We start from the raw sequence: 25,595 nt of genomic DNA, 5'->3' as shown, positions 1-25,595 counted from the left end.
TTGAAAAGTCTTTTGGTTGTCCTGAGAAGCCCAGCCTTACTTTTATTATCCGTGTGCATTTTTTTTATTGGTTTGGGATACGGATTAACGCTACCATTCATGCCATTATTCGGAGTAGAACGGGCAGGAATGAGCCCCTTATCATTAGGGATCTTTATGGCGTGTGGATCGTTAAGCGGCATTATCATTAGTACACTTTTTAGTCGATTGTCCGATAAAAGGCCTGTGCGCAAGTGGATCATTGTTGGATCATGTGTATCTGCCTCTGTAGGTTATGTATTCTATGCAAATACGGACAGTTACATTGTGTTAATGCTGGTTTCCTGTACTTTCATGGCCTTGTCATTCTCGGCCTTTCCGCAATTATTTGCTCTTGCGAGAGAAGTGGTCGAGAGGGAGGCGAGTGAAGATGTCACCGTTGTTATGGCTGTATTGCGAGCTCTGGTGTCTCTGGCCTGGATTCTTGGTCCTGTAATGGCGTCTTTTATAATCTACCAGTTCTCGTATACAGGCCTGTTTCTGGTTGTTTCGTTGATGTACATGCTCGTCGCCATATTTGTACTGATGATTCGAGCACACGAGAGTCGGGAACTGGGGAGCGGAACGGAATTATCATCTGACTCAGTACGCAGTTTCAAGCGCCTGCTGATGGCGCCGCAGATTGTATTTTCATTACTTGCTTTCATGGCATTTGAGTTGGCTAATACGATGGGGGCCATTGTAACTCCTTTATATGTTACGCAAGAGTTGCAAGGCGGGAAGTTGGACGTTGGCATGATCTCGGGAGTTAACGCAGCCTTGCAGGTCCCCACCATGATCATTTTGGGAATACTGGCCAAAAGGTTTGGTAGTATCACAGTTATGAAATGCGCGGGATTGTTTGGAGTCGCCTATTTTTCACTATTTTGGTTTACCCAATCGGGATGGCAGATCATTGCTATCCAGATATTCAGTGCCATTTTTATCGCGATTGTACTTGGAGTTGGAATGACTTTTTTTCAGGATTTGGTTCCTAAAATGACAGGCACGGCCACAACGCTGTACAACAATGCAAACATCATTGGTTCCATGGGTGGTGGATTACTGGCCGGAGCAGTCGGAAATTATTTTGGTTTTAAAATAGTGATTGCCTGTTCGGCAGCACTTGCCTTCCTGGGATTTGTATTATTATTAGTGCCGAGCGCAAATAAAAAGGTAGTCCGGCATGTGGGAGGAGATACGTATGAAAGCTAGTGTAATTATTCTATCGCATAATCAGAAAGAAGTGATTCAGGCCTGTTTGTCTTCTTTATCTCGACAGCGTTTGTGTGAAGGCGATCAATACGAAGTTGTGGTTATCGATAACGGGTCTATAGACGGCACGGGAGAGATGATCGGCAGGCTTACGTATGATTTTCCTATACGATATAATTACATTCCTTCTACGGAGCAATCAAGTCGGGCAGCGGCACGAAACAAGGGGATTACTATCGCAAATGGAGATGTGATCGTGTTCCTTGACGGAGATCAACTCGCCGGACCGGACTTTATCTATGAGCATTTGAGAGTGCACAAGCTAGCCGAGGGGAAACTTGTCATAGGGTTTCGAAGATATTTGGGTGAAGAGAGCATCGATATAACGTCGTTAAATCCGGGATGGGTGCATGCTGCTATTTCATCATCAGAAGCAGATGAACGATTTCAGCTAATGGAACGTTTTTCGGAAAATGGAAGCGCATTCCGCACAGCGTGGCATCTGTCTTTCAGCTGCAATTTCTCGGTAAACAGAGAAGTACTGATCCGATCGGGTATGTTTGACGAAGGGTTCAAGGGATGGGGGTTGGAAGACAGTGAGCTTGGCTATCGTCTGCAACAGGCTGGAGGAACGTTCGTATTGAACAAAAAAGCGTTAACCTTCCATATCTTTCACCCTTCCGAGTTTGATGAGAATCGTTATGATGGTTGGAAAACGAATCTGGATTATTTCCTCGAATGTCATCCGATGTTTGAAGTACAGGCGCAAAACATCTTAAAGGAATTTTTTGATCCAGAGATTAGAAAATCATGGTGGGATTGTTATATTCGCTTTGAGAAGGTTGTAAGAGCACATCAGGGTTACGAGGGGGATCGATTACCTGTCAGCATCATTGTTGTCTATGCCGAGGGCCCGGAACTGATCCAGACCATTTCGGCAGAAGCTGTCCATAGAGAAGTGTTGGTTATAGATAAGACACCATCATCGGACCTGGATATCTTGTGCCAATGTATTAACGAAAAATTTGATGTTTTGTATTACAAGCATCCTTCGGAAGATCAGTTAATCAACTTGTATCATCAGTATGCAGTCAGGGGAATTGTGAAACATGAAATTTTCAAGTGATCATGGATCAGCTGTTGTGGCCGCAAATGATGACATTTTATACGGGAGGTTGACATGAATTTTGAATTGACAGAGCAACAGAAGCAGATTCAATCCGCCGCACGCCATTTTGTGGACGAGCTACTGATTCCGTTGGAACCTGAATTATTACGTAACGAGCGTGAGGGAAGACCCGGGATCGAACTTAGACAGATTAGAGAGCTTCAACAAAAGGCGAAAACACAGGGCCTATGGGGTATTGAGACACCAGAAGAGTATGGGGGAGCAAATCTTGGAACGGTCACTAGTGCACTCCTGAAAATGGAGCTAGGACGCACGTGTATTCCGTTTGTCTTCGGGGGGGAAGCGGACAATATCCTGTACCTTGGCAACAAGGCACAGCAAAGCAAGTATTTGCTTCCCGTTATTGCGGGCGAGAGGCAGTCCTGTTTTGCGATAACGGAGCGTTCGGCAGGTTCCGATGCAAGTCGAATTCAGATGAGGGCTGAGCGTGTGGCGGATGGTTGGGTACTCAATGGAGAGAAAGTATTTATCACAAACGGGAACGAGGCGGATTTTGCGATTGTTTTTGCAGTGACTGATGTCCAGGCAGAGCCGGGTAAAGGGATCACTTGCTTTCTGGTGGACCGGGACATGGGATGGACGTCAGACCCGATTCCTACGATGGGTGGGGATAAAAGTCCGTCTGTACTTACGTTTAACCAAGTGTTCGTGCCAAACGGAAATGTGCTCGGTGAAGAGGGGCAGGGATTAACGACAGCAATGCAGTGGATCAGTCGAGGGCGTTGGGTGATTCCGGCTATTGCTGTGGGTGCGTCTGGCAGGCTGATCCAAATGGCCATTGACTATGTTAAAGAACGGTCGACATTTGGAGAGCAATTGGCAAGTAGGCAGAGCATCCAATGGATGATTGCCGACTCTGCGGTTGAGCTGGAGGCTCTGAAATGGCTGGTATTATATACCGCTTGGAGGGTGGAGCAGGGGCTGGAAGCAAGACATCATGCGACGATGTCCAAGTTGTACGGTGCGGGTATAGCAAACGATATTGTGGATCGGGTCCTTCAGATTTTTGGCGGAATCGGATATTCGAAGGACTTGCCGATTGAGCGTTGGTATCGTGAAATGCGAGTATGGAGAATCTTCGAGGGTACAGACGAGATTCAACGCATGATTATTTCCCGCAATCTGCTCAAGGGTCATGTCCGAATTGGAGAGTGGGATTAACGGGGCATGTAACGAACGGATCCTTCATAGGCTAGCAAGTTAGACGGAACACCCGCTCGATGTTCAACATAGACTGTGATACTGCATTCCAGATGGGGGAGGTTATCCGTGTTGATGACACACACGAGGACACGGACGACGTCCCCTTCCATCACGGGTGAGCGAAATCGGTATTTTATATCGCATAGAATCCAGTTATCCAACTCCAGCATTTGTAGTCGGTTTCCAATCATGCCACCGATAAGCATACCTTGTGCAATTCGGCGAGGTGCACCTGCTTCATGTGCTTTGAGAACGTCCAGATGAATTGCGTTATTATCGCTCGATGCGGCTGCATAGGCCATAAGCATAGGGCTGGTTATGGTTCCAAGACAAGCGTCGAACAGGAGTTCACCAGATGAGGGATGGTGTTTCCCATCCCATTGATAATAAATCTCCGAGGGATATTGCGGATACACAGGCTCGAGTTCGGAGTACGAAGGCTGCAACGCTGGAGAGTCTAGAAGTATTAATGTGGTTTTAGCAACGAGTACGGGTTGTTTCATGACGTCCGTAACCTTCATTGTACAATCAAGGAGATGGATGTTCCCCAGAGATCCAGTTGTTTCGCGTACGTTGGCAAGTTCAATTCGGTAAAATAAAGTTGCATCATACTTCAATTTACGTTCATATGTAAAAGATTGTTGGCCATGGATCATAATTTTTCCAGGCAGGTCCATCCAGGGTAAATGTGTCTGTTGCCACCATATCATCGGAAAGGTGAGAGGAATGGATCTTGCGTCGGGACGAAATTCTTCTGGAAAGCCTTGCGTGAACTGGACAATCTGATCTGTGGTAATAACCATTTTCTTGGGAGGAGTAGATACTCCGATCCACGATTGGTAATCCATAGCTTGCATCTCTCCTTCGACTGACCATGTCTTGTATTATATCGAAGACAGTTAGAATCATAAATGTTTTATCGCAGAAAATTCTTTTTTTTAAATAAAGGTACACAAAAGATACATAATGAACTAAAATGAACTTATATGAACATTAATAATATCAATCTCAACTAATTTAAATGACGAAGGGAATGGATGAATAATGGAAAATCGCTATGCTGCACACCCCAATGAAGTGAAAACGTATGATACATCTCGCCTGCGTGAGGAATTTCTGATGGAGCAACTATTCGCAACGGATGAACTGGTAACAGTATATTCTCATGTGGATCGTTATATTGTGGGAACGGCTGTACCTCAGAGCAAGGATATTGCGCTTGAAGTAAACCTGAAGGATATCGGAACGAACTTTTTCCTGGAGCGTCGTGAAATCGGTATCATTAATGTAGGCGGTCACGGAACAGTGACAGCGGATGGACAAGGCTATGAGATTGGAGCAAAGGAATGTCTCTACATCGGTAGAGGTGTGAAGGAAGTCGTGTTCACGAGCAGTGACAAGGCTCAACCTGCCCAATTCTATTTTGTATCCACACCGGCACATCACACCTATCCAACGGTAAAAGCAACGCAAGAACAAGCTCAGCCGAATCATCTGGGCAGCATCGAAACTTCCAATGAGCGTACGATCTATCGTTACATTCATCAAGGAGAAGGTGGAATTCAGAGTTGTCAGTTGGTGATGGGCATTACCGAACTCGACAAGGGCAACATGTGGAATACCATGCCTGCTCATACCCATAATCGCCGTTCCGAAGTATACTTATACTGGAATCTGCCTGAAGACGGCGTTGTATTCCACATGATGGGTGAGCCGAACGAAACGCGTCATCTGGTTGTACGTGATCGTCAGGCGATCATCTCCCCAAGCTGGTCCATTCACAGTGGTGTGGGCACAAGCAACTACACGTTCTGTTGGGCAATGGCTGGTGAGAATCAGACGTTCGAAGATATGGACGGCGTAGCCATGAAAGACCTGAAATAATAAATTACAGATGTCTGAGTTGAATTGACAGGGTAGCACTAGAACTTATTCTTATTCATTTAACTCAGGTAGTATAGGAAGTTGATTATGATGAATCCATTGAAAAGACATGAAAAAATTATGGAGGCTCTGTTGGAGCGTCAGGAAGTAACCGTCAGTGATCTGAGTGATCTGTTGCAGGTGACTGGGAAGACTGTGCGAGAGGATCTCGACAAGTTGGAGAGCATGGGACTGCTCGTACGTGTCCATGGCGGTGCTATGCTGGCTCAGAATGACCAGTACGGCATCCTCAACAGCCGTGGAGTCACAGAGAAGCATCATCCGGAGAAGACGGAAATTGCTGAACGTGCCCTTGCTTACATTCGACCTGGAGATATTGTTGCTCTCGATGGTGGCAGCACCACGCTGGAGATGGCCAAACGTCTCGACAATCAGCCACTGACGGTAGTGACTAATGATCTGTTCATTATTGCGGAGCTAACCAAAAAGGAGCAGGTGCGACTGGTTGTGCCTGGCGGGGCTCGTGTACGGAATATGCTGGTGGGGGATGATACGGCTGCGTTTATATCCGGTCTTAACATTCACAAAGCCTTTATATCGACGACGGCTCTTCATCCGGAATTTGGGTTATCGATCTACACAGGAGATCTGGTTCCTTTGAAAAAAGCAATGATATCTGCCTCGCAGCAGGTATACGGCGTTGTGGATCATTATAAATTCGGACAATTTGCACTTCGGACTTTCGCTCAGTGTTCGGAACTGGACTACATTATTAGTGACGGTCGTCTGGATGAAGAGACGGCTGCCTTGTACGAGCAGAGCGGTGTCACAGTGGATTATCAAAGTTAACCTCATATATCATTCACGGGATTAAAGAAACGTTTGGAGCTATTGTTTGCACATCAAACCATGCGGAGGAATCATTCATGAACCCATTTGATTTAAGCGGACAAGTTGCACTGGTGACAGGTACCTCGGGAGGACTAGGACAAGGGATGGCCATTGGCTTGGCAGAAGCGGGCGCTGATGTGGTATTGGTCTCTTACTCCAAGCCTGCGGAAACGGCAAGTGCGATCGAAGCACTTGGGCGCAAAGCTTATGTGATTGAAGCGGATTTAAGTCGTGAAGATGAGTTGTCGGCTGTGTTCGAACAGGCGCTTGCGTTCCAGGGTCGGATTGATATTCTGGTCAACAATGCCGGGATCATTCGCCGCACACCTGCGGTTGATCATGCAGGGCAGGACTGGCATGATGTGATCGGCCTGAACCTGAACACGGTATTTTTCCTGAGCCAATTGGCCGGCAGACATATGATTGAACGCGGAAGCGGCAAAATTATTAATATTGCATCCATGTTGTCCTATCAAGGCGGGATTAATGTACCGGGTTATACGGCCAGTAAACATGGTGTTGCCGGTTTAACCAAAGCACTCGCCAATGAATGGGCAGGTAAGGGTATTCAGATTAACGGGATCGCACCGGGCTACATGGAAACGGATAATACCACCCAAATCCGTGCGGACGAGAATCGGTACCGTGATATTACAGCCCGTATTCCTGCTGGGCGTTGGGGTACACCGGAAGATCTGAAAGGGCCGGTTGTTTTTCTCGCTTCCGCAGCTTCAGACTATTTGAATGGTCATGTACTGAATGTCGATGGCGGCTGGATGGCTCGTTAATCGCTTAATGATCGGACTTGCATAAGGAGGCAGTGAGATGAAACTTGGTATTCTGGCGCATACATTTGGCAAACAGCCTACAGCACAGCTTGCGCAGAAGATTGCGGATAACGGATTCAATTCCGTGCAGCTGGCGCTTGCCAAAGCATTATCCGATGTGGACTCGTCCAATGGCAAATTAAGTCCAGGACTTGCGAATGAGATTGGAGATCAATTTGCACAGCGCGGGGTGAAGATTGCGGTACTGGGCTGTTATATTAATCCGATTGACCCTGATCCGGTAACAAGGCGTGCGGACATTGATCGTTTCAAGGAGCATCTACGTTATGCCCGGGATTTTGGTTGCAGCATGGTGGCAACGGAGACCGGGGGCTTGGACACCTATCAGGATACACATCCGGATGGATATGAAGAGAAGGCGTGGAGCGTGCTAAAGGAAACGGTTGAGGAGTTGGCTGAGGAAGCGGAGAAGTGGGGCGTACATGCGGCGATTGAGCCTGTGTCCACCCACACCCTTCATACCCATGAGCATATGACACGGTTGTTTGAAGAGATTCCTTCTTCCAATCTGGGGATGCTGTTCGACCCGTGTAATCTGATCAAACAGCCGCATGCAGCAGATCAAGGGGCTTTCTTGCGCGAGGTGATGGAGTCACTGTATCAGCGCATGATCGTGATTCATGCCAAGGATGTAGCCTTCGACGCACAGGGAGAGAAGTTCAATCCTGTACCTGGGGCGGGCATACTGGATTATCCGTTATTTTTTGAATTGTTAAAAACATATAAGCCACATATCGATATTTCACTTGAAGGCGTAACTGCGGAAGAAGCTGTGCCTGCGGCCAAACATTTGCGTGAAGTATGGAGTACAATTCGAGTTTAAGCAAAAGCTTAGATTTGGTATTGCATACCGAAGCCAAAATTGCCGAAAAACCTTTGCGAGGGCAAAGGTTTTTTTGGTACAGTAATCGATTAAATACATATTAATTATTTCTTATCGGAAAAATCGGAAATAATTCTTTTCAAATGCAACATCTTGTGAGAGAATATGGAAAACATACGCCGCCATGTCAAGACATCAGGGACTCAGAGAACGTATATACCAAGGGAGGATTCAGATTTATGTCAAACGAACGTGAGCTTTCATTTGAAACATTGGCAATTCATGCAGGCCAGGAGATTGATCCAACCACCAACGCACGGGCAGTGCCCTTGTACCAGACGACATCCTATGGATTCAAGGACACCGAGCATGCAGCTAATCTGTTTGGTTTGAAAGAGTTTGGCAACATCTATACCCGCCTGATGAATCCGACAACCGACGTGTTTGAGCAACGGATTGCGGCGTTGGAAGGCGGAGCTGGGGCGCTCGCTACAGCTTCCGGTCAGGCAGCTATTACGTTTTCACTTCTGAATATTGCCGGTGCAGGGGATGAGATCGTGTCTTCGGCGAGTTTGTATGGAGGTACGTACAATCTATTCTCGACTACTTTGCCGAAACTGGGCCTGGACGTGAAATTTGTGGATTCCAGTGATCCAGAGAATTTCCGGGCAGCCATTACGGAGAAAACGAAAGCATTGTATGCCGAAACGATCGGTAATCCGAAGGGAAATGTACTGGATATCGAAGCGGTGGCAGCCATCGCTCATGAACATGGCATTCCTTTGATCGTGGATAATACGTTCCCGAGTCCGTACTTGCTTCGTCCCATCGAACATGGAGCTGATATCGTTGTTCACTCTGCGACGAAATTTATTGGAGGTCATGGTACATCCATTGGTGGCGTGATCGTGGATAGTGGAAAATTTGACTGGAAAGCAAGTGGCAAGTTCCCTGGATTGACGGAGCCGGATTCCAGTTATAACGGTGTTGTATATACGGAAGCGGTTGGACCAATCGCTTATATTATCAAAGCACGAGTACAACTGCTACGCGATCTGGGTGCAACGATCTCTCCATTCAACTCATGGTTGTTGCTGCAAGGACTGGAGACATTGCACCTGCGTGTGGAACGTCATAGTAGCAACGCTCTGGCTGTTGCGGAATTTCTTGAGAAACATGAGGATGTGTCTTGGGTAAGTTATGCAGGTCTGCCGAGCCACGGCTCTTACGAGCTTGCACAGAAGTATCTGCCAAGAGGGCAGGGTGCCATTCTGACTTTTGGAATCAAAGGTGGTGCGGATGCGGGTCGCAAATTGATTGAAAGTGTTAAACTGTTCTCTCACCTTGCAAACGTGGGCGACTCCAAATCACTGATCATTCACCCGGCGAGTACAACTCACGCACAGTTGACCGAAGATGAACAGACTGCCGCAGGGGTTAACCCGGAGCTCATTCGCCTCTCTGTGGGTACAGAGAACATTCAAGATATTATCTATGATCTGGAGCAAGCGATCAAAGCAAGTCAGGGAGCAAGTGTAGGCGCGTAAATAAACAGGTCAAACGAATATTAAATGATGGTTAAAGCCGTTGTCCTTCGGGACAGCGGCTTTTTGTTTTTTTGAACACGCATTTATGAGTTGCCGTTGAAAAATGCCCATTTACAAATGAGGATCACAGGCATATACTGATTAAAAGTTGTATTGAGTAAAAACAATTGCATAGGTGCAAAAATGATTATCATTCTCATTCGAGATCATTTCAAAATCATTCACAAAACCATGCTGCTGCGGGATTCCCGCAGCAGCATGTGTCATTTTTAGGGCATTAACAATGGCTCTCATTCTCAATACAACTTCATTTTAGGGAGCAGGATTGAGCAGATGCATCCTCCCCAAACCTACCATTCGAAAGGAACGTGATTCATATGCAAGCAATACATCAACCTGTACACAGACAAAAGCAAGCAGAGCAGTTCTCGTCCCAAACACCAGGTCCAAACCGGGGACGTAAGCCTGATTTTCGAGCCATGTTACAGAATAAAGAGATGCAATCTGCATTGGGCAGTGGGCTGTTGATGCTGATTGCCTGGGGAACTGCGCCGTATTTTGGTACATTGTCCATCATGCTCTACATTGTGGCATACGCCGTTGGTGGTTGGACCAAAGCGAAGGAGGGCATTGAGACACTGGTCAAGGACCGTGATCTGGATGTAAATCTACTGATGATTGCCGCTTCACTTGGGGCAGCAGCCATTGGCTACTGGAATGAAGGCGCAATGCTAATCTTTATTTTTGCACTCAGTGGTGCATTGGAAAGTTATGCGACAGAACGAAGTCATAAGGATATCTCATCGTTGCTGGCGCTCAAGCCAGAGACTGCAATGCGTATTGAGGACGGACAGATGAACATCGTGGCTATTGATGATCTGCAGCCGGGCGATCTGCTGTTGGTCAAACCGGGAGAATTAATCCCAGCAGATGGCCTTGTGTACCGGGGGAGTTCTTTTATCAATCAGTCGTCAATCACCGGAGAATCCCTGCCTGTGGACAAAGTTGCTGGAGATGAGGTCTATGCAGGTACGGTAAACGGGGAGGGTGCATTGTACGTAGAGGTCACAAAATCGGCTGAAGGGTCGCTGTTCGGCAAAATCATTAAAATGGTGAAAGAAGCCCAGGCGGAAGTGCCGGATTCCCAGCGTTTCATGGAGCGATTTGAAGGGATTTACGCACGTATTGTTGTAGGAGTAACCTTACTTGTGATTGCAGGAACTCCGCTGTTGCTCGACTGGACATGGGATGAGGCATTTTACAAAGCAATGGTATTTCTGGTTGTCGCTTCGCCCTGTGCGTTGGTGTCTTCCATTATGCCTGTCATGTTGTCTGCGATGTCCAGCAGTGCTCGCCGTGGAATTCTCTTCAAGGGAGGTGCACACATGGAGAATATGGCTCGGACACGGGTCGTGGCTTTTGACAAGACAGGTACATTGACCATGGGCACCCCGCAAGTCACCGATATTCTAACGGTTAAGAGCGTAGATCGCATGCAACTTTTATCTGCGGTAGCGGCAATTGAAAGTCTCTCCATGCATCCCTTGGCTCGTGCCATTGTAGATCAGGCAAACAAGGAGAACATTACTCTTCAGGAAGCGGAGCACGTACAGGCTATGACAGGTTGGGGCATCGAAGGAACTGTAAACGGTGTGGTCTGGAGAGTCGGTAAAACAAATGGAATGAAATCAATGCCGTCAGAGGAGATGAAAGACAGCAACATTGATCTAGGTAAACATGATGTTAACCAATTGAACGTATCTTCAGAATGGGGGGATATATGCTCCCGTCTTGAGGGAGAAGGGAAAACCGTATCTGTTGTTATGGCAGATGGTGAAATAGTCGGATTGATCGCTATGCGAGACACGGTTCGTCCTCAGGCAGCAGCAGCAGTGAATAGGCTCAAATCGATGGGTGTACAGGTTGCGATGTTAACAGGTGATCGGGCCAGATCCGCTTCTGTGATTGCGCGTGAAACAGGAGTAAGCATGGTCTATGCAGACTTGTTGCCTGAAGATAAAGTGAAGCAGGTACAGGTACTGCGTAAACAGTATGGTCCTGTGCTGATGGTAGGGGATGGTGTTAATGATGCGCCGGCACTTGCGGCGGCAACAGTTGGTATGGGGATGGGGTTGTCGGGGAGCGGCACTGCACTGGAGGTTGCCGATGCGGTGCTGATGAATGACAACATTGAAGAGATCGCGTGGGTGATTGGGCAGGCTCGGCGAGCGCAGCGTACAGTAAAGCAAAATATGTGTTTTGCCATCACGGTTATTCTGGCCTTAATTGCGGGTAATTTTTTTCAAGATGTCGCATTGCCTCTGGGTGTTGTAGGACATGAGGGCAGTACAATTCTGGTTATTCTGAATGGGCTTAGACTGTTGAGGTAATCAGTATTGAAGAGATGGGGGAAGAGGGCGTAATGCCTCTGACAGGCAATCCCACTAATTTCATGGAATCTTCATTTATGGCTAAACAAAGAACCCGGTCGACAGTCTTGGACTGTTCGCTCGGGTTCTTTATGTTGTGCTTATAAGGGTGCTTTATTGGTTGTAATGTAAGTATTCGTTCTGCAATTAGAACAGTTCGGTCAGACCGATCATCGTGATGAGCCCGAGCAAAAAGGACATCGTCGCTACACGTGCATTGCCGTCACCGTGACTCTCAGGAATGAGTTCCTTATAGACGATGAACATCATCGCACCGGCTGCAAAAGCCAAACCATAAGGGACAAGACCAGCTACGAGACTACTTAATGTATACCCGATCATAGCTGTAATAATCTCTACGGCTCCGGTCAGGGTGGCAATACCTAGTGCTTTGAAGCGGCCAATGTTCTGATTTACTAAGAAAAGAGCCACCAGGAATCCTTCCGGCGCATTCTGCAATCCGATGGAGAAGGCAATGAGATTGCCAAGGTTCTCATCCGAGCTTGCATAGCTGACTCCAACTGATAATCCTTCCGGCAGGTTATGCATGGTGATGGCTGCAATAATCATGAAAGCTTTGGCTTCGATTTTGAAAGGCATCTTCTCGGGATTCTCCAGATCGACGTGTGGAATCTTCATCTCCAGCACCAGTAGAACCAGGCTACCAAGCAAAATACCAAATGCGAGTACAAAAAGGTTTGATTGGCCAAGCGCTTCCGGAATGAGATTATACACTGAAGCCGAGGTCATAATACCTGCGGCGTAGGCCAGCAAAATATCACGCAGACGGTGTGATATTTTGCGCATAAATAGAATCGGTACGGCCCCTAGGCCGGTAGACATGGCTGATATAAAACTGCCAATGAGTGCATCGTTCATGCTTCCATTTTCCCTCCTGATGAAGACTTCTTCATAATCGCTGCCGAGCATTGACACCGTACATAAAAGAGATCATAATGAACAACAGATTAGAATGATTATAAATTAGAATTCCGTTTCTGCATAGGGCAATTGTCATTTCGCAGGCAGGACTTGTGGACATGATGTAGGCTTTTCGTTCTAGTGTATGCAAAAGCATAAGCTTTTGATGCCGGAGGGCCCAACCTTTTTGTAGAACCCGGGGGAGGAACTATACATGTATAAATCAATTATTATTGGAACAGGCCCTGCAGGGCTGACAGCAGCAATCTATCTGGCACGTGCCAACTTGAACCCACTCGTTATTGAAGGACCACAACCTGGTGGTCAATTGACAACAACGACTGAAGTAGAGAACTTCCCAGGTTTCCCTGATGGGATTATGGGTCCTGAACTGATGGACAACATGCGCAAACAAGCAGAACGCTTCGGTGCTGAGTTCCGCACAGGTTGGGTGAACAACATTGACATGAGCGAGCGTCCGTTCAAGATTCAAGTTGAAGGTATGGGTGAGCTCGTATCGGAAACGTTGATCCTGTCTACAGGTGCATCTGCTAAATACCTAGGTATCCCTGGCGAAGAAACGAATGTAGGCCGCGGTGTCAGCACATGTGCAACATGTGATGGATTCTTCTTCCGTAACAAAGAGATCATCGTCATTGGCGGTGGAGACTCTGCTCTTGAGGAAGCAAGCTTCCTGTCCCGTTTCGGTTCGAAAGTGACGCTGGTACACCGTCGTGAAGAACTGCGTGGCTCCAAAATCATGCAGGATCGTGCACGCAGCAACGAAAAAGTAGAAATGGCTCTTAATCGTACGCCACTCGAAGTACTTGCTGGCGACAACGGCGTGACAGGACTCAAAGTGTTGAACAACGAAACAGGTGAAGAAGAAGTGATCCCGGCAAGCGGCGTATTCGTAGCCATTGGTCACACACCGAACACTGGATTCCTTGGTGGACAAATCACTACGGACGAACACGGTTATATCTTGACTACACCGGGTACATCCGAGACGAATATCCCAGGCGTATTCGCATGTGGTGACGTTCAGGATACACGTTACAAACAAGCAATTACAGCTGCAGGTAGCGGATGTATGGCTGCCATGGACACAGAGAAATACATTGAAAGCTTGGAGCACAGCGCAGTTGTTTTGTAATAAAATGAGCCGATCCTAAACAAACTATAGATTAATATAAAACCATATGAGGTGAATTAAACATGGAAAACGTAATTGTATATACATCAACGAACTGCCCGAACTGCAAATCCGTAAAAACATTCCTGGCTGAAAAAGGTATCTCTTACGAAGAGCGCAACATTGAGACTAACGATGAGTTTGCACAACAAGTATGGGACATGGGCGTACGTGCCGTGCCTTTGACTGTAATCGGTGAACACCGCATTCTGGGTATGAACAAAACCCAATTTGCCAAAGCATTGGACGCTTAAATTACGCTGATCATCTGGAACATGATGTATTGGATGTATTGAATGAAAGTTTCGATGCAATTCCGGTTTTCGCGAGCCGTTAGGATATAGAAAGAACCGTACCCGATTGGGTACGGTTTTTTGTGCGTTTTCTTTCCCCTGAGGTGAAAGCACTTTTGAAACATTTGTAATAAGTATTTCCCTATAGGGATTGCAAGATACGGACTTCGACAATCATCATCCTGTATGTAAGTGCGGATAACCAAAAAAAGGAGGCGCCAGTGGCACCTCCTTTCTCATTTGTACATCCAAGATTGTCAGAACATAAGATTCAACATACGTCTTCCATCTAGAAAAAAATACTCATAAAAGTCTGAAATACAACATACACCAGCAATCCTGACAGCATGTACATGAAACCAGCCTTCTTTTTGCTCTGGAACAATCGGAGTATGCCAAGGCTGAACAGGGGCGCAAGCACAATCAGGAACAGGAGTACGGTGACAAACATTTGCGCCGAGATATCTGAAGTATCCACGTAGGTCACGCTTTTTTCACTCCGTTTCGTTATCTGAATTAACACAGCTATATTCACACAGCCATGACAAAAATCACATAACCCCATTATACATCTGGATTTCTTTAACAAAAAGGGAGGAAATGGGGCAAAATGATGTCAATTTTCATCTGTTATTAGACGGACACCCTGATTTTACCTAAAAACTGGGATATCGCAGAGTATGCGGCACCAACACGTGTAGAACGGCTGCCCAGAGCTGCCCATTCAATCTGCAGACTACGACGGTGATAAGGTAATGTTCGCTCCTCAACCACTTGTTTTAAGGCTGTCTCAATCCAGGGACCAGCTTCGGAGAGGGGACCACCAATGATAATGCGTTCCGGATTGAAACTGTTCACGATATTGGTAATGCCGATCCCCAGCTTACGTCCGATCGTGTCGTATAATTCCTGAACATCCTCGTGGCCCTGCTCCGCATAATGAATCAGATCTCGGGTGGTATGAGCAGGTAATTTCACTTGATGATCTGGATGCTCATAGGCTTTTTCCGAAGCATATAACTCCCAGCAGCCACGATTACCGCAGGAACAGGGCAGACCTTCCGCTTCAATGGACATGTGACCTGTTTCCCCAGCGTAGCCCCACGCTCCTTTGTATAATTCACCATCCACCATGATGCCTGAACCAATACCCATGCCTGCACTGATGTAGATCATGTGACGGACACCGATGCCTGCCCCAAAATTCAACTCTCCATGGGCACCCGCATTGGCTTCATTATCGATGGTTACAGGTACTTCGAATTCTTCTTCAAGCATGGAGCGAAGAGCTACCTTCTCCCACCCCAGGTTGGGTGCAAACAGGACGGTCCCTGCCTCATCAACCATGCCGGGTACTCCGATGCCAATGCCAATGACACCGTGAGGGGAAGGAGGAGCCGCTTCAATGAGTTGTTGCGCCGATAATTTCAATTGCTCCAGTACAGAGGACACGTCATGGTGTTCCAAGGTCACTGCGTACTCAGTAATGATGTGACCTTCCAGATCTGTAAGTACGCCTTTCAAGTGGGTCACGCTGAGTTCAAGACCGACAGCATATCCCGATGTACCTCGAAACAGCAGCATAAGAGGTTTGCGTCCGCCGCTGGATTCCCCAGGGCCAATCTCCTGCACCAGGTCATCACTGATCAGATCAGCAACCAGGTTGGATACCGTGGCCTTGTTCAGCCCCGTAACCTCGGACACCCGTGCGCGAGAGAGAGGGGCATGCCGCCGGATCGTATCGAGAACGATCGACTTGTTTATTTTTTTGACCAGCATCTGGTCTCCGGTAATTTTCATATCGTTAAGGCACTCCTATTCTTCTGATAAAAGGGTTCTGACCCACATCCGTACAAGTTATTCGACTATTATAGCGTAAACAAACCTGTAAAAAACATTTTTATTTTACTTTGTTTAACCAATAGACAAAGTATAATCGATGTGATAGGATAACGGTGTAAACGATTTCTTTAAAACTATTGAGGAGGCATTTTACACATGGCCTATTTTGAATCCGTTAATAAAATTGCATTCGAAGGTAAAGATTCCAAGAATCCATTTGCTTTTAAACATTATAATCCGGAAGAAGTGGTAGCCGGCAAATCGATGGAAGAACATTTCCGTTTCGGTATGGCTTACTGGCATACATTAACTGCAGGCGGCAGTGACCCGTTCGGTGCGGAGACAGCTGTTCGTTCTTGGGATAAATACTCCGGTCTGGATCTCGCGAAAGTACGTGTAGAAGCGGCATTTGAATTTTTGGAAAAAATGAATCTCCCGTTCTTCTGCTTCCACGATGTGGACATCGCACCAGAAGGCAACAACCTGCGTGAGTTCTACAGCAACATCGACACCATTGTTGATTTGATTGAAGATCATATGAAATCCAGCGGTAAAAAATTGCTCTGGAATACAGCGAACATGTTCTCCAACCCACGCTTCATGTTTGGTGCAGCTTCCACTTGTAACGCAGACGTGTATGCTCACGCTGCAGCACAAATCAAGAAAGGTCTGGAAGTGGGTAAACGTCTGGGCGCTGAAAACTACGTGTTCTGGGGCGGTCGTGAAGGTTACGACACATTGCTGAACACAGACATGCAACTGGAGCAAGACAACATTGCTCGCATGTTCCACATGGCTGTAGACTACGCGAAGGAAATTGGCTTTGACGCACAATTCCTGATCGAGCCTAAACCAAAAGAGCCAACGAAACACCAATATGATTATGATGCAGCTACTTCCATTGCATTCTTGCAAAAATACGGTTTGGACAAACACTTCAAACTCAACCTGGAAGCGAACCATGCTACACTGGCTGGTCACACATTCGATCACGAAATCCGCGTAGCTCGTACGAACGGCATGCTCGGTTCCCTTGATGCGAACCAAGGCGATATGCTGATCGGTTGGGATACGGATGAATTCCCGGTTGATATGTACGATGCTACATTGACAATGTATGAAGTATTGAAAAATGGCGGTATCGGCCGTGGTGGTGTGAACTTTGACGCGAAAGTACGTCGTGGTTCCTTCGAAGCAGACGATCTGTTCCTGGCACACATCGCAGGTATGGACACGTATGCAAAAGGTCTGAAAGTAGCAGCAAAACTGATCGAAGATCGCGTATTCGATGACTTCATCGAAAAACGTTACAGCAGCTTCAGCGAAGGTATTGGCGCAGATGTGGTTGCAGGTAAAGCAACACTGGCTTCCCTTGCTGAGTATGCACTGAACAACGAAAGCCCGCGTAAAAACCAATCCGGACGTCAGGAATTGCTGAGAGCACAACTCAACCAGTACATCCTGGCTGACTAATAGCGAATTTCATCTGTGTAAGGTATGCATGTAACCATGCCTGCCCTGTACAAGCTTGTACCACGGAACGCCTGAACAAGCATGACATTCGGACCGTCCCCGACTTTCCCTTGGGAAGACGGAGACGGTTTTTTGCTTAAACAAAAAAAGCGGTTATTAAATTTTTGATTTAAATGTTTGTCTATGATGGTGCATGCAGAACGAAGTGACCTCATGCTAAACAAGCTTCTTTTATATAACCATGCTAAGAAACGAGGGATATATATGAGTTACGTCATTGGTGTCGATCTAGGGACGAGCGCGGTCAAAACTGTGTTGGTCAATCGTGAAGGAAAAGTGGCATTTGAAGCATCCGAGGCATACCCGTTGTACCAGCCCAAGGCTGGATACAGTGAACAAAATCCAGAGGATTGGGTAGAGCAGACGATTGTTTCCCTGCGTAAATTGCTGGAAGTATCTGGCGTGCATCCTTCCGAAATCGAGGGTTTGAGTTTCTCCGGACAGATGCACGGATTGGTATTGGTGGATGCTGAAGGCAAACCGCTGCGTAACGCAATCCTGTGGAACGATACACGCACAACGGCCCAGTGCCGTCGCATTGAAAAAGTGCTGGACGCCAAGCTGTTAAGCATTGCCCGGAACCGTGCACTTGAAGGCTTTACATTGCCGAAAATTCTGTGGGTTCAGGAGAACGAGCCTGAATTGCTGCAACAAGCATCCTTGTTCCTGTTGCCGAAAGACTATGTTCGTTATCGCCTGACTGGGGATTACGCCATGGATTATTCGGATGCAGCGGGTACCTTACTTCTGGACGTTGCAGGCAAGCAGTGGAGCAACGAGATTGCAGAAGCATTGGATCTGCCGATTTCCCTTTGCCCACGTCTTGTGGAATCGTTTGAGGAAGTGGGCACATTGTTGCCTGAGATTGCGGATCAAACGGGTCTGGCGGCTGCGACGAAAGTATATGCAGGTGGCGCGGATAATGCGTGCGGTGCCATTGGCGCAGGGATTCTGAGTGAAGGACAGACGATGTGCAGCATCGGGACGTCCGGGGTTGTGCTTTCTTACGAAGAGCGCAAAGATCTCGATTTCGAAGGCAAAGTACACTTTTTTAACCACGGCGAGAAGGATGCCTTCTATATTATGGGGGTAACGCTTGCCGCAGGATACAGCCTGTCCTGGTTCAAGGATACATTTGCAACGGACAAATCATTTGATGTGCTCTTGCAGGGTATTGATCAGGTTCCGGCGGGTAGCAACGGATTGTTGTTCACACCATACATCGTTGGGGAGCGTACGCCTCATCCGGATGCGAATATCCGCGGCAGCTTCATCGGTATGGATGCGGGGCACAAGCTGGAGCACTTTGGACGCGCGGTAATGGAGGGCATTACATTCTCACTGCGTGAGTCGATTGATATTCTGCGTGGTGCAGGCAAAACCGTCAATGAAGTCATCTCCATTGGTGGCGGTGCCAAGAATGAAGCCTGGTTGCAAATGCAGGCGGATGTTTTCAATGCCACGATTGTGAAGTTGGAGAGCGAACAGGGTCCTGCGATGGGTGCAGCGATGCTGGCCGCTTATGGCTGTGGCTGGTTCCCGTCCTTACAGGAATGTGCGACGGCATTCATTCGCCCGGCGAAATCCTATGTGCCTAACCCGGATACGGTTGCGGTCTATGATGGACTGTTCGCACTCTACCAGGAAGTCTATGGACAGACACGTAGTCTGAATGATCGTCTGGCAGCGTACCGTTAATTCATTTCATTAAACTATATAGCACATATATAAGCATTCGCTCAGGCGGGTGCTTTTTTGTCGTTCATCAGAATTAATCTCATAAAGGTTTTCTTGGCCTGTATGTTCGGTAATCCTCTCTGCCATAGAGAGGTTTTTGGTGTTGACATGGAAATGCGTCATACCTTTGAAGCAACCTATGCACTTGGAACTGGATTAATGTATTCCATCCAGGAGAGGATATGCTTTACAATAATAGTAACGGAAAAGCGGTGAACATGATTGCCTGTCTTCGGCTGCCGAATCTAAGAAGCAAGGGGAACTGGATATGAATCTGACGGAAGTACTATTGGAGTCGAGACTGGTCGCGATTGTGCGTGGCATTAGCCGTGAAGCCGCGGTAACAGCTGGACAAGGCATGGCGAGTGGTGGCATCCGACTGATGGAAGTTACACTGAACACGCCTGGAGCACATGATATTATCGCAGACTGGCGTGAGCGACATGAGGGTAAAGCTTATGTTGGAGCAGGTACCGTATTGAATGTGCAGATGGCTAAGGAAGCGGTCGCTGCAGGCGCACAATTTCTGGTGTCCCCCAATGTCGATCTGTCTGTAATTGAATATGCTGTAGAACGTGGTGTTGAGATCTGGCCTGGAGCCATGACACCCACGGAGATTGTCGCTGCTTATGAAGCGGGAGCAGGTGTTGTGAAGCTGTTTCCAATGGCGAGTCTGGGCATTCCATATCTGCGGGAGATCAAAGCCCCACTGAATCACATTCCGCTGCTGGCAACAGGTGGCGCAACTCTGGAGAACATTTCTGAATATTACGCAGCAGGCGCTGCTGCAGTGGGTCTGGGAAGTGCACTTTTGCCACGAGAAGCCCTTGCCTCAGGAGATCATGAGCAGATTGCAGCTTGCACACAGAGATTTGTGGAAGCAGCGAAGGTGTAGACACAGGTAACGGAAGAGAAGTATTTAGATTTGGTTGTATATATGAAAGTGTCTTTTAGAATAATTTTAGATCAATCGTTATCATAAAAACCGATGTCATTTAACGTGCCGTTCATTCTATTGTCTTATGATGGATGTATGCCAGAAGCCGGAGAGAAGAGATGCCCTGTGAAAGCTAAAACAATGATAGGCGGCATGCTCGCCGTGGCCGCAGTAACGGCAGGTGGATTATGGAAGGCGGCGGTGAAGAGCCAGACACCCAAGAAGATTCCAATCACCCTGACACCTCCAATGCCATTTGAAGATGTGACCTTCGACAGTGGTGGAGGTCGGGTGCATGGCTGGTTCATCCCGGCAAGAGCGGACATTCCGAAGCCATGGCCGCTCGTTATTATTGCACATGGCTGGGGCTCCAATCGCTCCCGTGTTCTTCGTTATGCACGTCCGATCTGGGAAGCAGGATATGCCCTGTTTATGTATGATGTTCGCAGTCACGGGGCAAGTGATCCGGTTCGTGCTGCATCTGCCTATTTATTCCGGGATGATCTCCTGGCGGCATTGCAGTATACGACCGCACGACCGGAGATCGATCCGGATGCCATCGGTGTGCTTGGACATTCTTTGGGTGGACTGGGCACGATTCTTGCGGTGACGGAAGGCATTCCTGTATCAGCGGTGATTACCGACTCCATGCCGTCGCAATTCGAGGTTATTGTCAGCTCGGAGCTGAGACGTCGGCGTCTGCCCCTGTTTCCACTGGCCCAGTTAATTCCGAGAATCTGGTTCTGGCGGCTGGGTGAATCTCTGAGTTCCTATCGTCAGCGTGATCCGGTGATGATGCTGAATGAACGGCGCCGGGGAATGCAACTGCCGATGCTTATGGTACACTCCAAGGGCGACAACTTCATTCCCCCGAGTGAGCTTGAATATTTTATGTCCAAAGCCGATCCGCCTGTGGAACATCTATGGGTCAACAGCGGAGGACACAGTTGTTCCGAGGAAGACCCTGCCTTCTGGGATACCGTTATTCCATTCTTGCAAACCCATGTCCAAGGTCGGTCGAAGTCGAACGATTCCACTATTGCGAGCAGTTGAACCAGGTAGAATCAGGCCTACATAAGAGTGCAGGCTAACAGGGAAAACGCCAACGTCGTTGGCGTTTTTTTTGCTGTTATGAACAATATGCAGAAATTCACATTTGTAAAATTGCCCCGAAAACGACCATTAAAAAGGAAGCTTATGGTATCATAGAATAGACTGGCAATATTCATGCGAGGTTATTTGTTATGCATCTTTGTATGAAATTGAAGGGAGAGGTCCAGATTTGAGTTTGAATTGGAAGTTTAATGTACGTTTCAAAATGTTCACAGCCAAAGCTGCAACCGCAGCGATGGCAACACTGTTACTTGCTTCGCAAACACCAGGTTTTGCAGGCAGCGCATCAGCGGCGCAAGCAGAACAGTTGACCGAAGCGACAACGGGGGAAAATGAACAACTAGACGCAACGAGCAATGACGTGCCCGAGGGAGCGAAAATCTCATCCAGGCAAGCCAGTGAAAATATACTGAAGCTATTTCCTTTGTTAAAGAAAGCAACGATCTCATCTGCACGATTCGATTCACCTAATTCCTATCCACCGCCGGACTACAAGGCATGGGAGATCGGGTTCCAGATCACGCAAGGCAATCATACGTCGGGATTCAGTGCAACCGTACATGCAGGCACAGGGGAAGTGTTAAGTGTACATTTGCCGTCGGATGTCATGGATAAGCATGTCTCGGCATCGGATGTTAAGCTAACCAAAGCTGAAGCCGAAGAAAAGGCCGTGGCCCTGTTGAATCAAGCGATTCCAGGTCTGAAAGATACAGAGTATGCTCCGCTTGGAGACCTGTATTCTTCCATTGAGCAACAGTCATTGTTCGGCAGAACAGAGTATCGATACGCTTACCAGTTGAAGCATGACGGGTTATTATCTGACGCAGAGACAGTCTACATAAATGTGGATGAAAGTGGTTTGGTGACAGGTTATTCACGAGGTACTACCTCAGCTAAGTATCCTTCATCGAAACCGGCAGCTTCAGAAGAGAAGGCGAGACAGCAGTTTGAAGAACAGTTCGATGTGGAGCTGGCGTATATCTCCAAAGATCGTCTGTCTTCCAAACAAGGCCAGCAGTATTATCTTGGCTACACACCAAAGACTACCAGTATCGTTCCGATTGAAGCCAATACGTTGGAACGGATTAACACATTAACTGGTAAAGCTGTAGATGAAGATTCTTTACAGCAGGATACGAAGCTGAAAGGTGATGTAACTCCTTTTGTCCCGGCCAATGGTAAGAGGTTAAATGTACAGCAGGCCGCCAATCGGGTGGCAACGCACTTTGATATTCCCAAGGGTTACAAGCTGGAGCACAGCCAATTAAGCAAGGGATTATATGCAAGTCCGAACAATCAGGTATGGAGTCTGAGCTGGAGCGATCGAAGTGCCAATATGTCCTATATGTTCATGCGGGATATCTCAGCACAGGTAGATGCAGTTACTGGACAGATCTACAGCTATACGATGATGCAACGAATGGGACCAGAGATGGGGCAGGAGAAGCCGACTGAAGAGAAGGAGGGCAAATGGGTAACCCGAAAGCAGGCTGAGAAACTGGCGATGAACACGGTCATTGCGCTAGTTCCAGATGCAACGGAGCAGTTCCGCCTATCTAACGTTATTGAGGTAGATGATGCGCGTACTTTTATGTTCCAGCGTTATCTGAACGGAATTCCGGTTAAGGATGACACGGCACAAGTACAGGTGCTGAACAACGGAACGGTTGACGAATTCTATACGCGTATTGCCGCAACGCCCGAACAATTACCATCAGAGAAAGAGCCAGCCGTAAGTTACGAAGAGGCAAAGGCAATCTATCTGAAAGAGTTCAAGCTGGTTTTGGCGTATTCTCGTTACGGTGGATGGGGTACGAATAGCGGTGAAGTCATCCCGGTGGGAGTTAACCTAGCTTATATGCCTACACGAGATGAGAATTTGATCTACGGCAACTATGAAGTGCTGGATGCGAACACAGGAGAATGGACGTTGTTATACGGGGATACAAGCTCTGCAACCAAAGCTGAGCCCACGGATATTTCCGGTCATGTGGCCGAAGCAGCTCTTCGTAATATGACACAGCATGGCGTATTGCTTACGGATGAGCAAGGACGTGTTTTCCCGGATCGTGTAATCACCCGAGGTGACTGGTTTAACTATTTGGCAAGAGCAATTAATCCAAATATGGATCTGTACTATAGTGGGGACGGAGATGACAAGCTTTATGCCGACGTTACACCTGACAGCCCGTATTATAAGGCAATCAAGGTTCTAATCGATCAGCGCTGGCTTGCCGGAGCGGACCCTGAACAGAATCTGAATCCGCAAGAAGAGATGACCCGTGAAGAATTGGCTGTGCTGCTCGTACGTATATTACGCTATGAGAAGCTGGCTGGATTCTACACGTTGCCATCGGATCTTCCCAACATCGCGGATGCCAGTGCCATTACGAGTAAGGGTGCTGTTTCCCTGAGTCTGAAGCTGGGATTGCTTCCTTCGATTGAAGGAAGATTCATGCCTGCACGCAAAGTGACGGTAGCTGAAGCGTCACAGGTATTGGAACGGCTAGCGAAGCTTCAAGGTAAGACAGATACGTTTATGAGTGGTAATCGTCTGTATTAACGAGGAATCGCGCATATCGTGCCCGTGTGAATCATAGGATGAAGATAACGGGTAATCGTGATTCATTGAACTGAAGATCAAAGAGACCTTCCATAGAAGGTCTCTTTTGATATGCTTTGACAAAACTAGAAGAATGACGACAGAGCCTTTTGTGATACAATAGGGCGTGAGACTTTGCAAAGAGGGGTGGGTTCCTTTCATGGGCAAGAACGGGAAACGTATTATCACCATATTGCTGGCGGGCTGTCTGATTGCTGTAGCGTTGCCACGCACAGTTGATCTGGATCAGCTGTATGCCGCATCGGGAACATCAGATATCTCCACGACTACGGATCTGCGCCAGACCTTGCTTACGGCAATGTCACAGCGAACGGAGGAACTTGTTTTTACATACAAAGGCGATGTGAAAGGCCTCAAAAAACAATTGCAAACCTCCATCGATGAGGCAATGAAGAGTGACCCCTATATTCAATATACCGTTAAAAGCTATGCATTTAATTATAAAGGTTCCAATGTATCGGCCGAAGTGCATGTGACTCTCTCCTACCGGGAGACCAAGGAACAGACCGATTATGTGAATCTTAAAGTCACGAACGTGTTGAAAGAAATCATTAAACCCGGCATGACGGATCATGAGAAGGTCAAGGTCATCCATGACTGGATTGTGCTTAACCTTTCCTACGATACCTCTCTGAAGAAATATACGGCCTACGACGGGCTTGTTACAGGCAGTACCGTCTGTCAGGGATATTCACTGTTGGCATATCGGATGCTGGAGCGAGTAGGTATCAATAACCGGATTGTGGAAGGTACAGCGGGTGGGCAGCTTCATGCCTGGAATATTGTGAACCTGGACGGTAAGTGGTACCACATGGACACCACCTGGGATGATCCTACCCCTGACCGCAAAGGTAAGGTGAGCCACAGCTATTATTTGCTGAGTGATGATGAGATGGCACGTGACCATATCTGGACAGGGAAAAGCAAGTACCCTGCTGCGCCTGCTCCGTATCGGGAAGCTTTACTGAAGCTGGTGAAGGCCGGAGATAGCCAAAAGGCAGCCTATCAGAAGCTGTACCACGCTCTCGACTATTCCCTGTATGATGAACAGGATGCCGTTAAAGGCCATGCTGCGCTGAAGACCAAAGTTCAGAGTAAGCTGAAGGAAGGCGGAACCTCACTGACATTCAGGTACAAGGGTACTGAGGCTGGGCTGATAGAAGATTTGCAGGATTTGTACCAGCTTGGCATGAAATCGATATCCTACTATGTGTCCAAAATGGAAGGGACCACGGATCTGCGTGTCAAAATTAACTGGACGTTATAATCATTGTGTTGAACAGGATGCTCCACTTGAGGAGTGTCCTTTTTTTGCGTCCAATGTTGTCTTCAACAACGAGGGTTTGAGCATTGT

21 protein-coding genes are annotated in these 25,595 nt (G+C 47.5%); 17 read left to right on the top strand and 4 right to left on the bottom strand.

Translation table 11 applies throughout. The annotated features are described in order from the left end of the window. From M1D71_RS25125 to M1D71_RS25115, 3 genes are read left to right on the top strand one after another with little or no spacing between them, the layout of a single operon-like run. Nucleotides 1-1,233 (top strand): sugar efflux transporter, encoded by a 1,233-nt coding sequence (locus tag M1D71_RS25125; protein ID WP_458124129.1) that lies wholly within the window; start codon nucleotides 1-3, stop codon nucleotides 1,231-1,233. Continuing rightward, the gene (locus M1D71_RS25120) at nucleotides 1,223-2,359 is read left to right on the top strand and encodes a glycosyltransferase family 2 protein (protein ID WP_458124128.1); all 1,137 of its coding nucleotides are present in this window, start codon (nucleotides 1,223-1,225) and stop codon (nucleotides 2,357-2,359) included. Before M1D71_RS25125 ends, M1D71_RS25120 begins: the two co-directional genes overlap by 11 nt. A gap of 54 nt (nucleotides 2,360-2,413) precedes the next feature. Further along, on the top strand, nucleotides 2,414-3,583 hold the full coding sequence (locus M1D71_RS25115) for an acyl-CoA dehydrogenase family protein (protein WP_458124127.1): 1,170 nt from the start codon (nucleotides 2,414-2,416) through the stop codon (nucleotides 3,581-3,583). On the opposite strand, the gene M1D71_RS25110 is transcribed toward M1D71_RS25115, so the two are convergent. After that, complete coding sequence (locus M1D71_RS25110; protein ID WP_458124126.1) at nucleotides 3,580-4,473, bottom strand: MaoC family dehydratase; 894 nt, start codon at nucleotides 4,471-4,473, stop codon at nucleotides 3,580-3,582. The two genes, M1D71_RS25115 and M1D71_RS25110, sit on opposite strands and share 4 nt — an antisense overlap. 196 nt (nucleotides 4,474-4,669) lie before the next feature. On the opposite strand from M1D71_RS25110, the gene kduI reads away from it, so the two are divergent. The 6 genes from kduI to M1D71_RS25080 all read left to right on the top strand — a co-directional run bounded on the left by kduI (nucleotide 4,670) and on the right by M1D71_RS25080 (nucleotide 12,008). Continuing rightward, nucleotides 4,670-5,509, top strand: coding sequence for a 5-dehydro-4-deoxy-D-glucuronate isomerase (gene kduI, locus M1D71_RS25105; RefSeq protein ID WP_145325832.1), 840 nt, complete (start codon nucleotides 4,670-4,672; stop codon nucleotides 5,507-5,509). A 90-nt stretch (nucleotides 5,510-5,599) separates the two neighbouring features. Beyond that, nucleotides 5,600-6,358 (top strand): DeoR/GlpR family DNA-binding transcription regulator, encoded by a 759-nt coding sequence (locus M1D71_RS25100; RefSeq protein WP_458127351.1) that lies wholly within the window; start codon nucleotides 5,600-5,602, stop codon nucleotides 6,356-6,358. 77 nt (nucleotides 6,359-6,435) lie between these two features. Then, a complete protein-coding gene (gene kduD, locus M1D71_RS25095) occupies nucleotides 6,436-7,188 on the top strand; it encodes a 2-dehydro-3-deoxy-D-gluconate 5-dehydrogenase KduD (protein WP_458124125.1) in 753 nt (250 codons plus the stop codon). Nucleotides 7,189-7,225: 37 nt separating this feature from the next. Continuing rightward, nucleotides 7,226-8,071: a sugar phosphate isomerase/epimerase family protein gene (locus tag M1D71_RS25090; RefSeq protein ID WP_458124124.1), complete on the top strand. Its 846-nt coding sequence runs from the start codon at nucleotides 7,226-7,228 to the stop codon at nucleotides 8,069-8,071. A gap of 239 nt (nucleotides 8,072-8,310) precedes the next feature. Continuing rightward, complete coding sequence (locus tag M1D71_RS25085) at nucleotides 8,311-9,618, top strand: homocysteine synthase (RefSeq protein ID WP_036606925.1); 1,308 nt, start codon at nucleotides 8,311-8,313, stop codon at nucleotides 9,616-9,618. Between the two features lie 377 nt (nucleotides 9,619-9,995). After that, entirely contained in the window at nucleotides 9,996-12,008 is a 2,013-nt protein-coding gene (locus tag M1D71_RS25080; RefSeq protein ID WP_458124123.1) for a heavy metal translocating P-type ATPase, read from the top strand. Between the two features lie 186 nt (nucleotides 12,009-12,194). Here M1D71_RS25080 and M1D71_RS25075 read toward each other — a convergent pair whose 3' ends face one another. Next, complete coding sequence (locus M1D71_RS25075) at nucleotides 12,195-12,926, bottom strand: ZIP family metal transporter (RefSeq protein ID WP_336764765.1); 732 nt, start codon at nucleotides 12,924-12,926, stop codon at nucleotides 12,195-12,197. Nucleotides 12,927-13,182: 256 nt separating this feature from the next. On the opposite strand from M1D71_RS25075, the gene trxB reads away from it, so the two are divergent. Together trxB and M1D71_RS25065 are read left to right on the top strand one after the other, a co-directional pair. Beyond that, nucleotides 13,183-14,124 (top strand): thioredoxin-disulfide reductase, encoded by a 942-nt coding sequence (gene trxB / locus M1D71_RS25070; RefSeq protein WP_036668032.1) that lies wholly within the window; start codon nucleotides 13,183-13,185, stop codon nucleotides 14,122-14,124. A gap of 62 nt (nucleotides 14,125-14,186) precedes the next feature. Continuing rightward, nucleotides 14,187-14,417, top strand: a complete 231-nt coding sequence (locus tag M1D71_RS25065; RefSeq protein ID WP_458124122.1) for a glutaredoxin family protein — start codon at nucleotides 14,187-14,189, stop codon at nucleotides 14,415-14,417. Between the two features lie 328 nt (nucleotides 14,418-14,745). Here M1D71_RS25065 and M1D71_RS25060 read toward each other — a convergent pair whose 3' ends face one another. Continuing rightward, nucleotides 14,746-14,943 (bottom strand): hypothetical protein, encoded by a 198-nt coding sequence (locus tag M1D71_RS25060; protein ID WP_017692236.1) that lies wholly within the window; start codon nucleotides 14,941-14,943, stop codon nucleotides 14,746-14,748. Nucleotides 14,944-15,089: 146 nt separating this feature from the next. Continuing rightward, nucleotides 15,090-16,256 carry an ROK family protein gene (locus M1D71_RS25055; RefSeq protein ID WP_458124121.1) on the bottom strand — a complete coding sequence of 389 codons (1,167 nt, stop codon included), beginning with the start codon at nucleotides 16,254-16,256 and terminating at the stop codon, nucleotides 15,090-15,092. Between the two features lie 198 nt (nucleotides 16,257-16,454). Between M1D71_RS25055 and xylA the strand changes: the two genes are divergently transcribed. From xylA to M1D71_RS25025, 6 genes are all read left to right on the top strand, one after another. Then, the gene (gene xylA, locus M1D71_RS25050) at nucleotides 16,455-17,771 is read left to right on the top strand and encodes a xylose isomerase (protein WP_036606941.1); all 1,317 of its coding nucleotides are present in this window, start codon (nucleotides 16,455-16,457) and stop codon (nucleotides 17,769-17,771) included. Between the two features lie 264 nt (nucleotides 17,772-18,035). Next, nucleotides 18,036-19,529, top strand: coding sequence for a xylulokinase (xylB, locus tag M1D71_RS25045; protein WP_458124120.1), 1,494 nt, complete (start codon nucleotides 18,036-18,038; stop codon nucleotides 19,527-19,529). Between the two features lie 307 nt (nucleotides 19,530-19,836). After that, complete coding sequence (locus M1D71_RS25040; protein ID WP_458124119.1) at nucleotides 19,837-20,463, top strand: bifunctional 4-hydroxy-2-oxoglutarate aldolase/2-dehydro-3-deoxy-phosphogluconate aldolase; 627 nt, start codon at nucleotides 19,837-19,839, stop codon at nucleotides 20,461-20,463. A gap of 168 nt (nucleotides 20,464-20,631) precedes the next feature. Further along, nucleotides 20,632-21,558, top strand: a complete 927-nt coding sequence (locus M1D71_RS25035) for an alpha/beta hydrolase (protein ID WP_458124118.1) — start codon at nucleotides 20,632-20,634, stop codon at nucleotides 21,556-21,558. 229 nt (nucleotides 21,559-21,787) lie between these two features. After that, complete coding sequence (locus M1D71_RS25030) at nucleotides 21,788-24,181, top strand: S-layer homology domain-containing protein (RefSeq protein WP_458124117.1); 2,394 nt, start codon at nucleotides 21,788-21,790, stop codon at nucleotides 24,179-24,181. A 199-nt stretch (nucleotides 24,182-24,380) separates the two neighbouring features. Next, nucleotides 24,381-25,508 (top strand): transglutaminase domain-containing protein, encoded by a 1,128-nt coding sequence (locus tag M1D71_RS25025; RefSeq protein WP_458124116.1) that lies wholly within the window; start codon nucleotides 24,381-24,383, stop codon nucleotides 25,506-25,508. Nucleotides 25,509-25,595 lie beyond the last annotated feature (87 nt).

It is taken from the genome of Paenibacillus sp. Z3-2, assembly GCF_054161325.1.
Note: the sequence above shows the minus strand (reverse complement) of the source record. Positions and strands in the feature narration are given on the sequence as shown.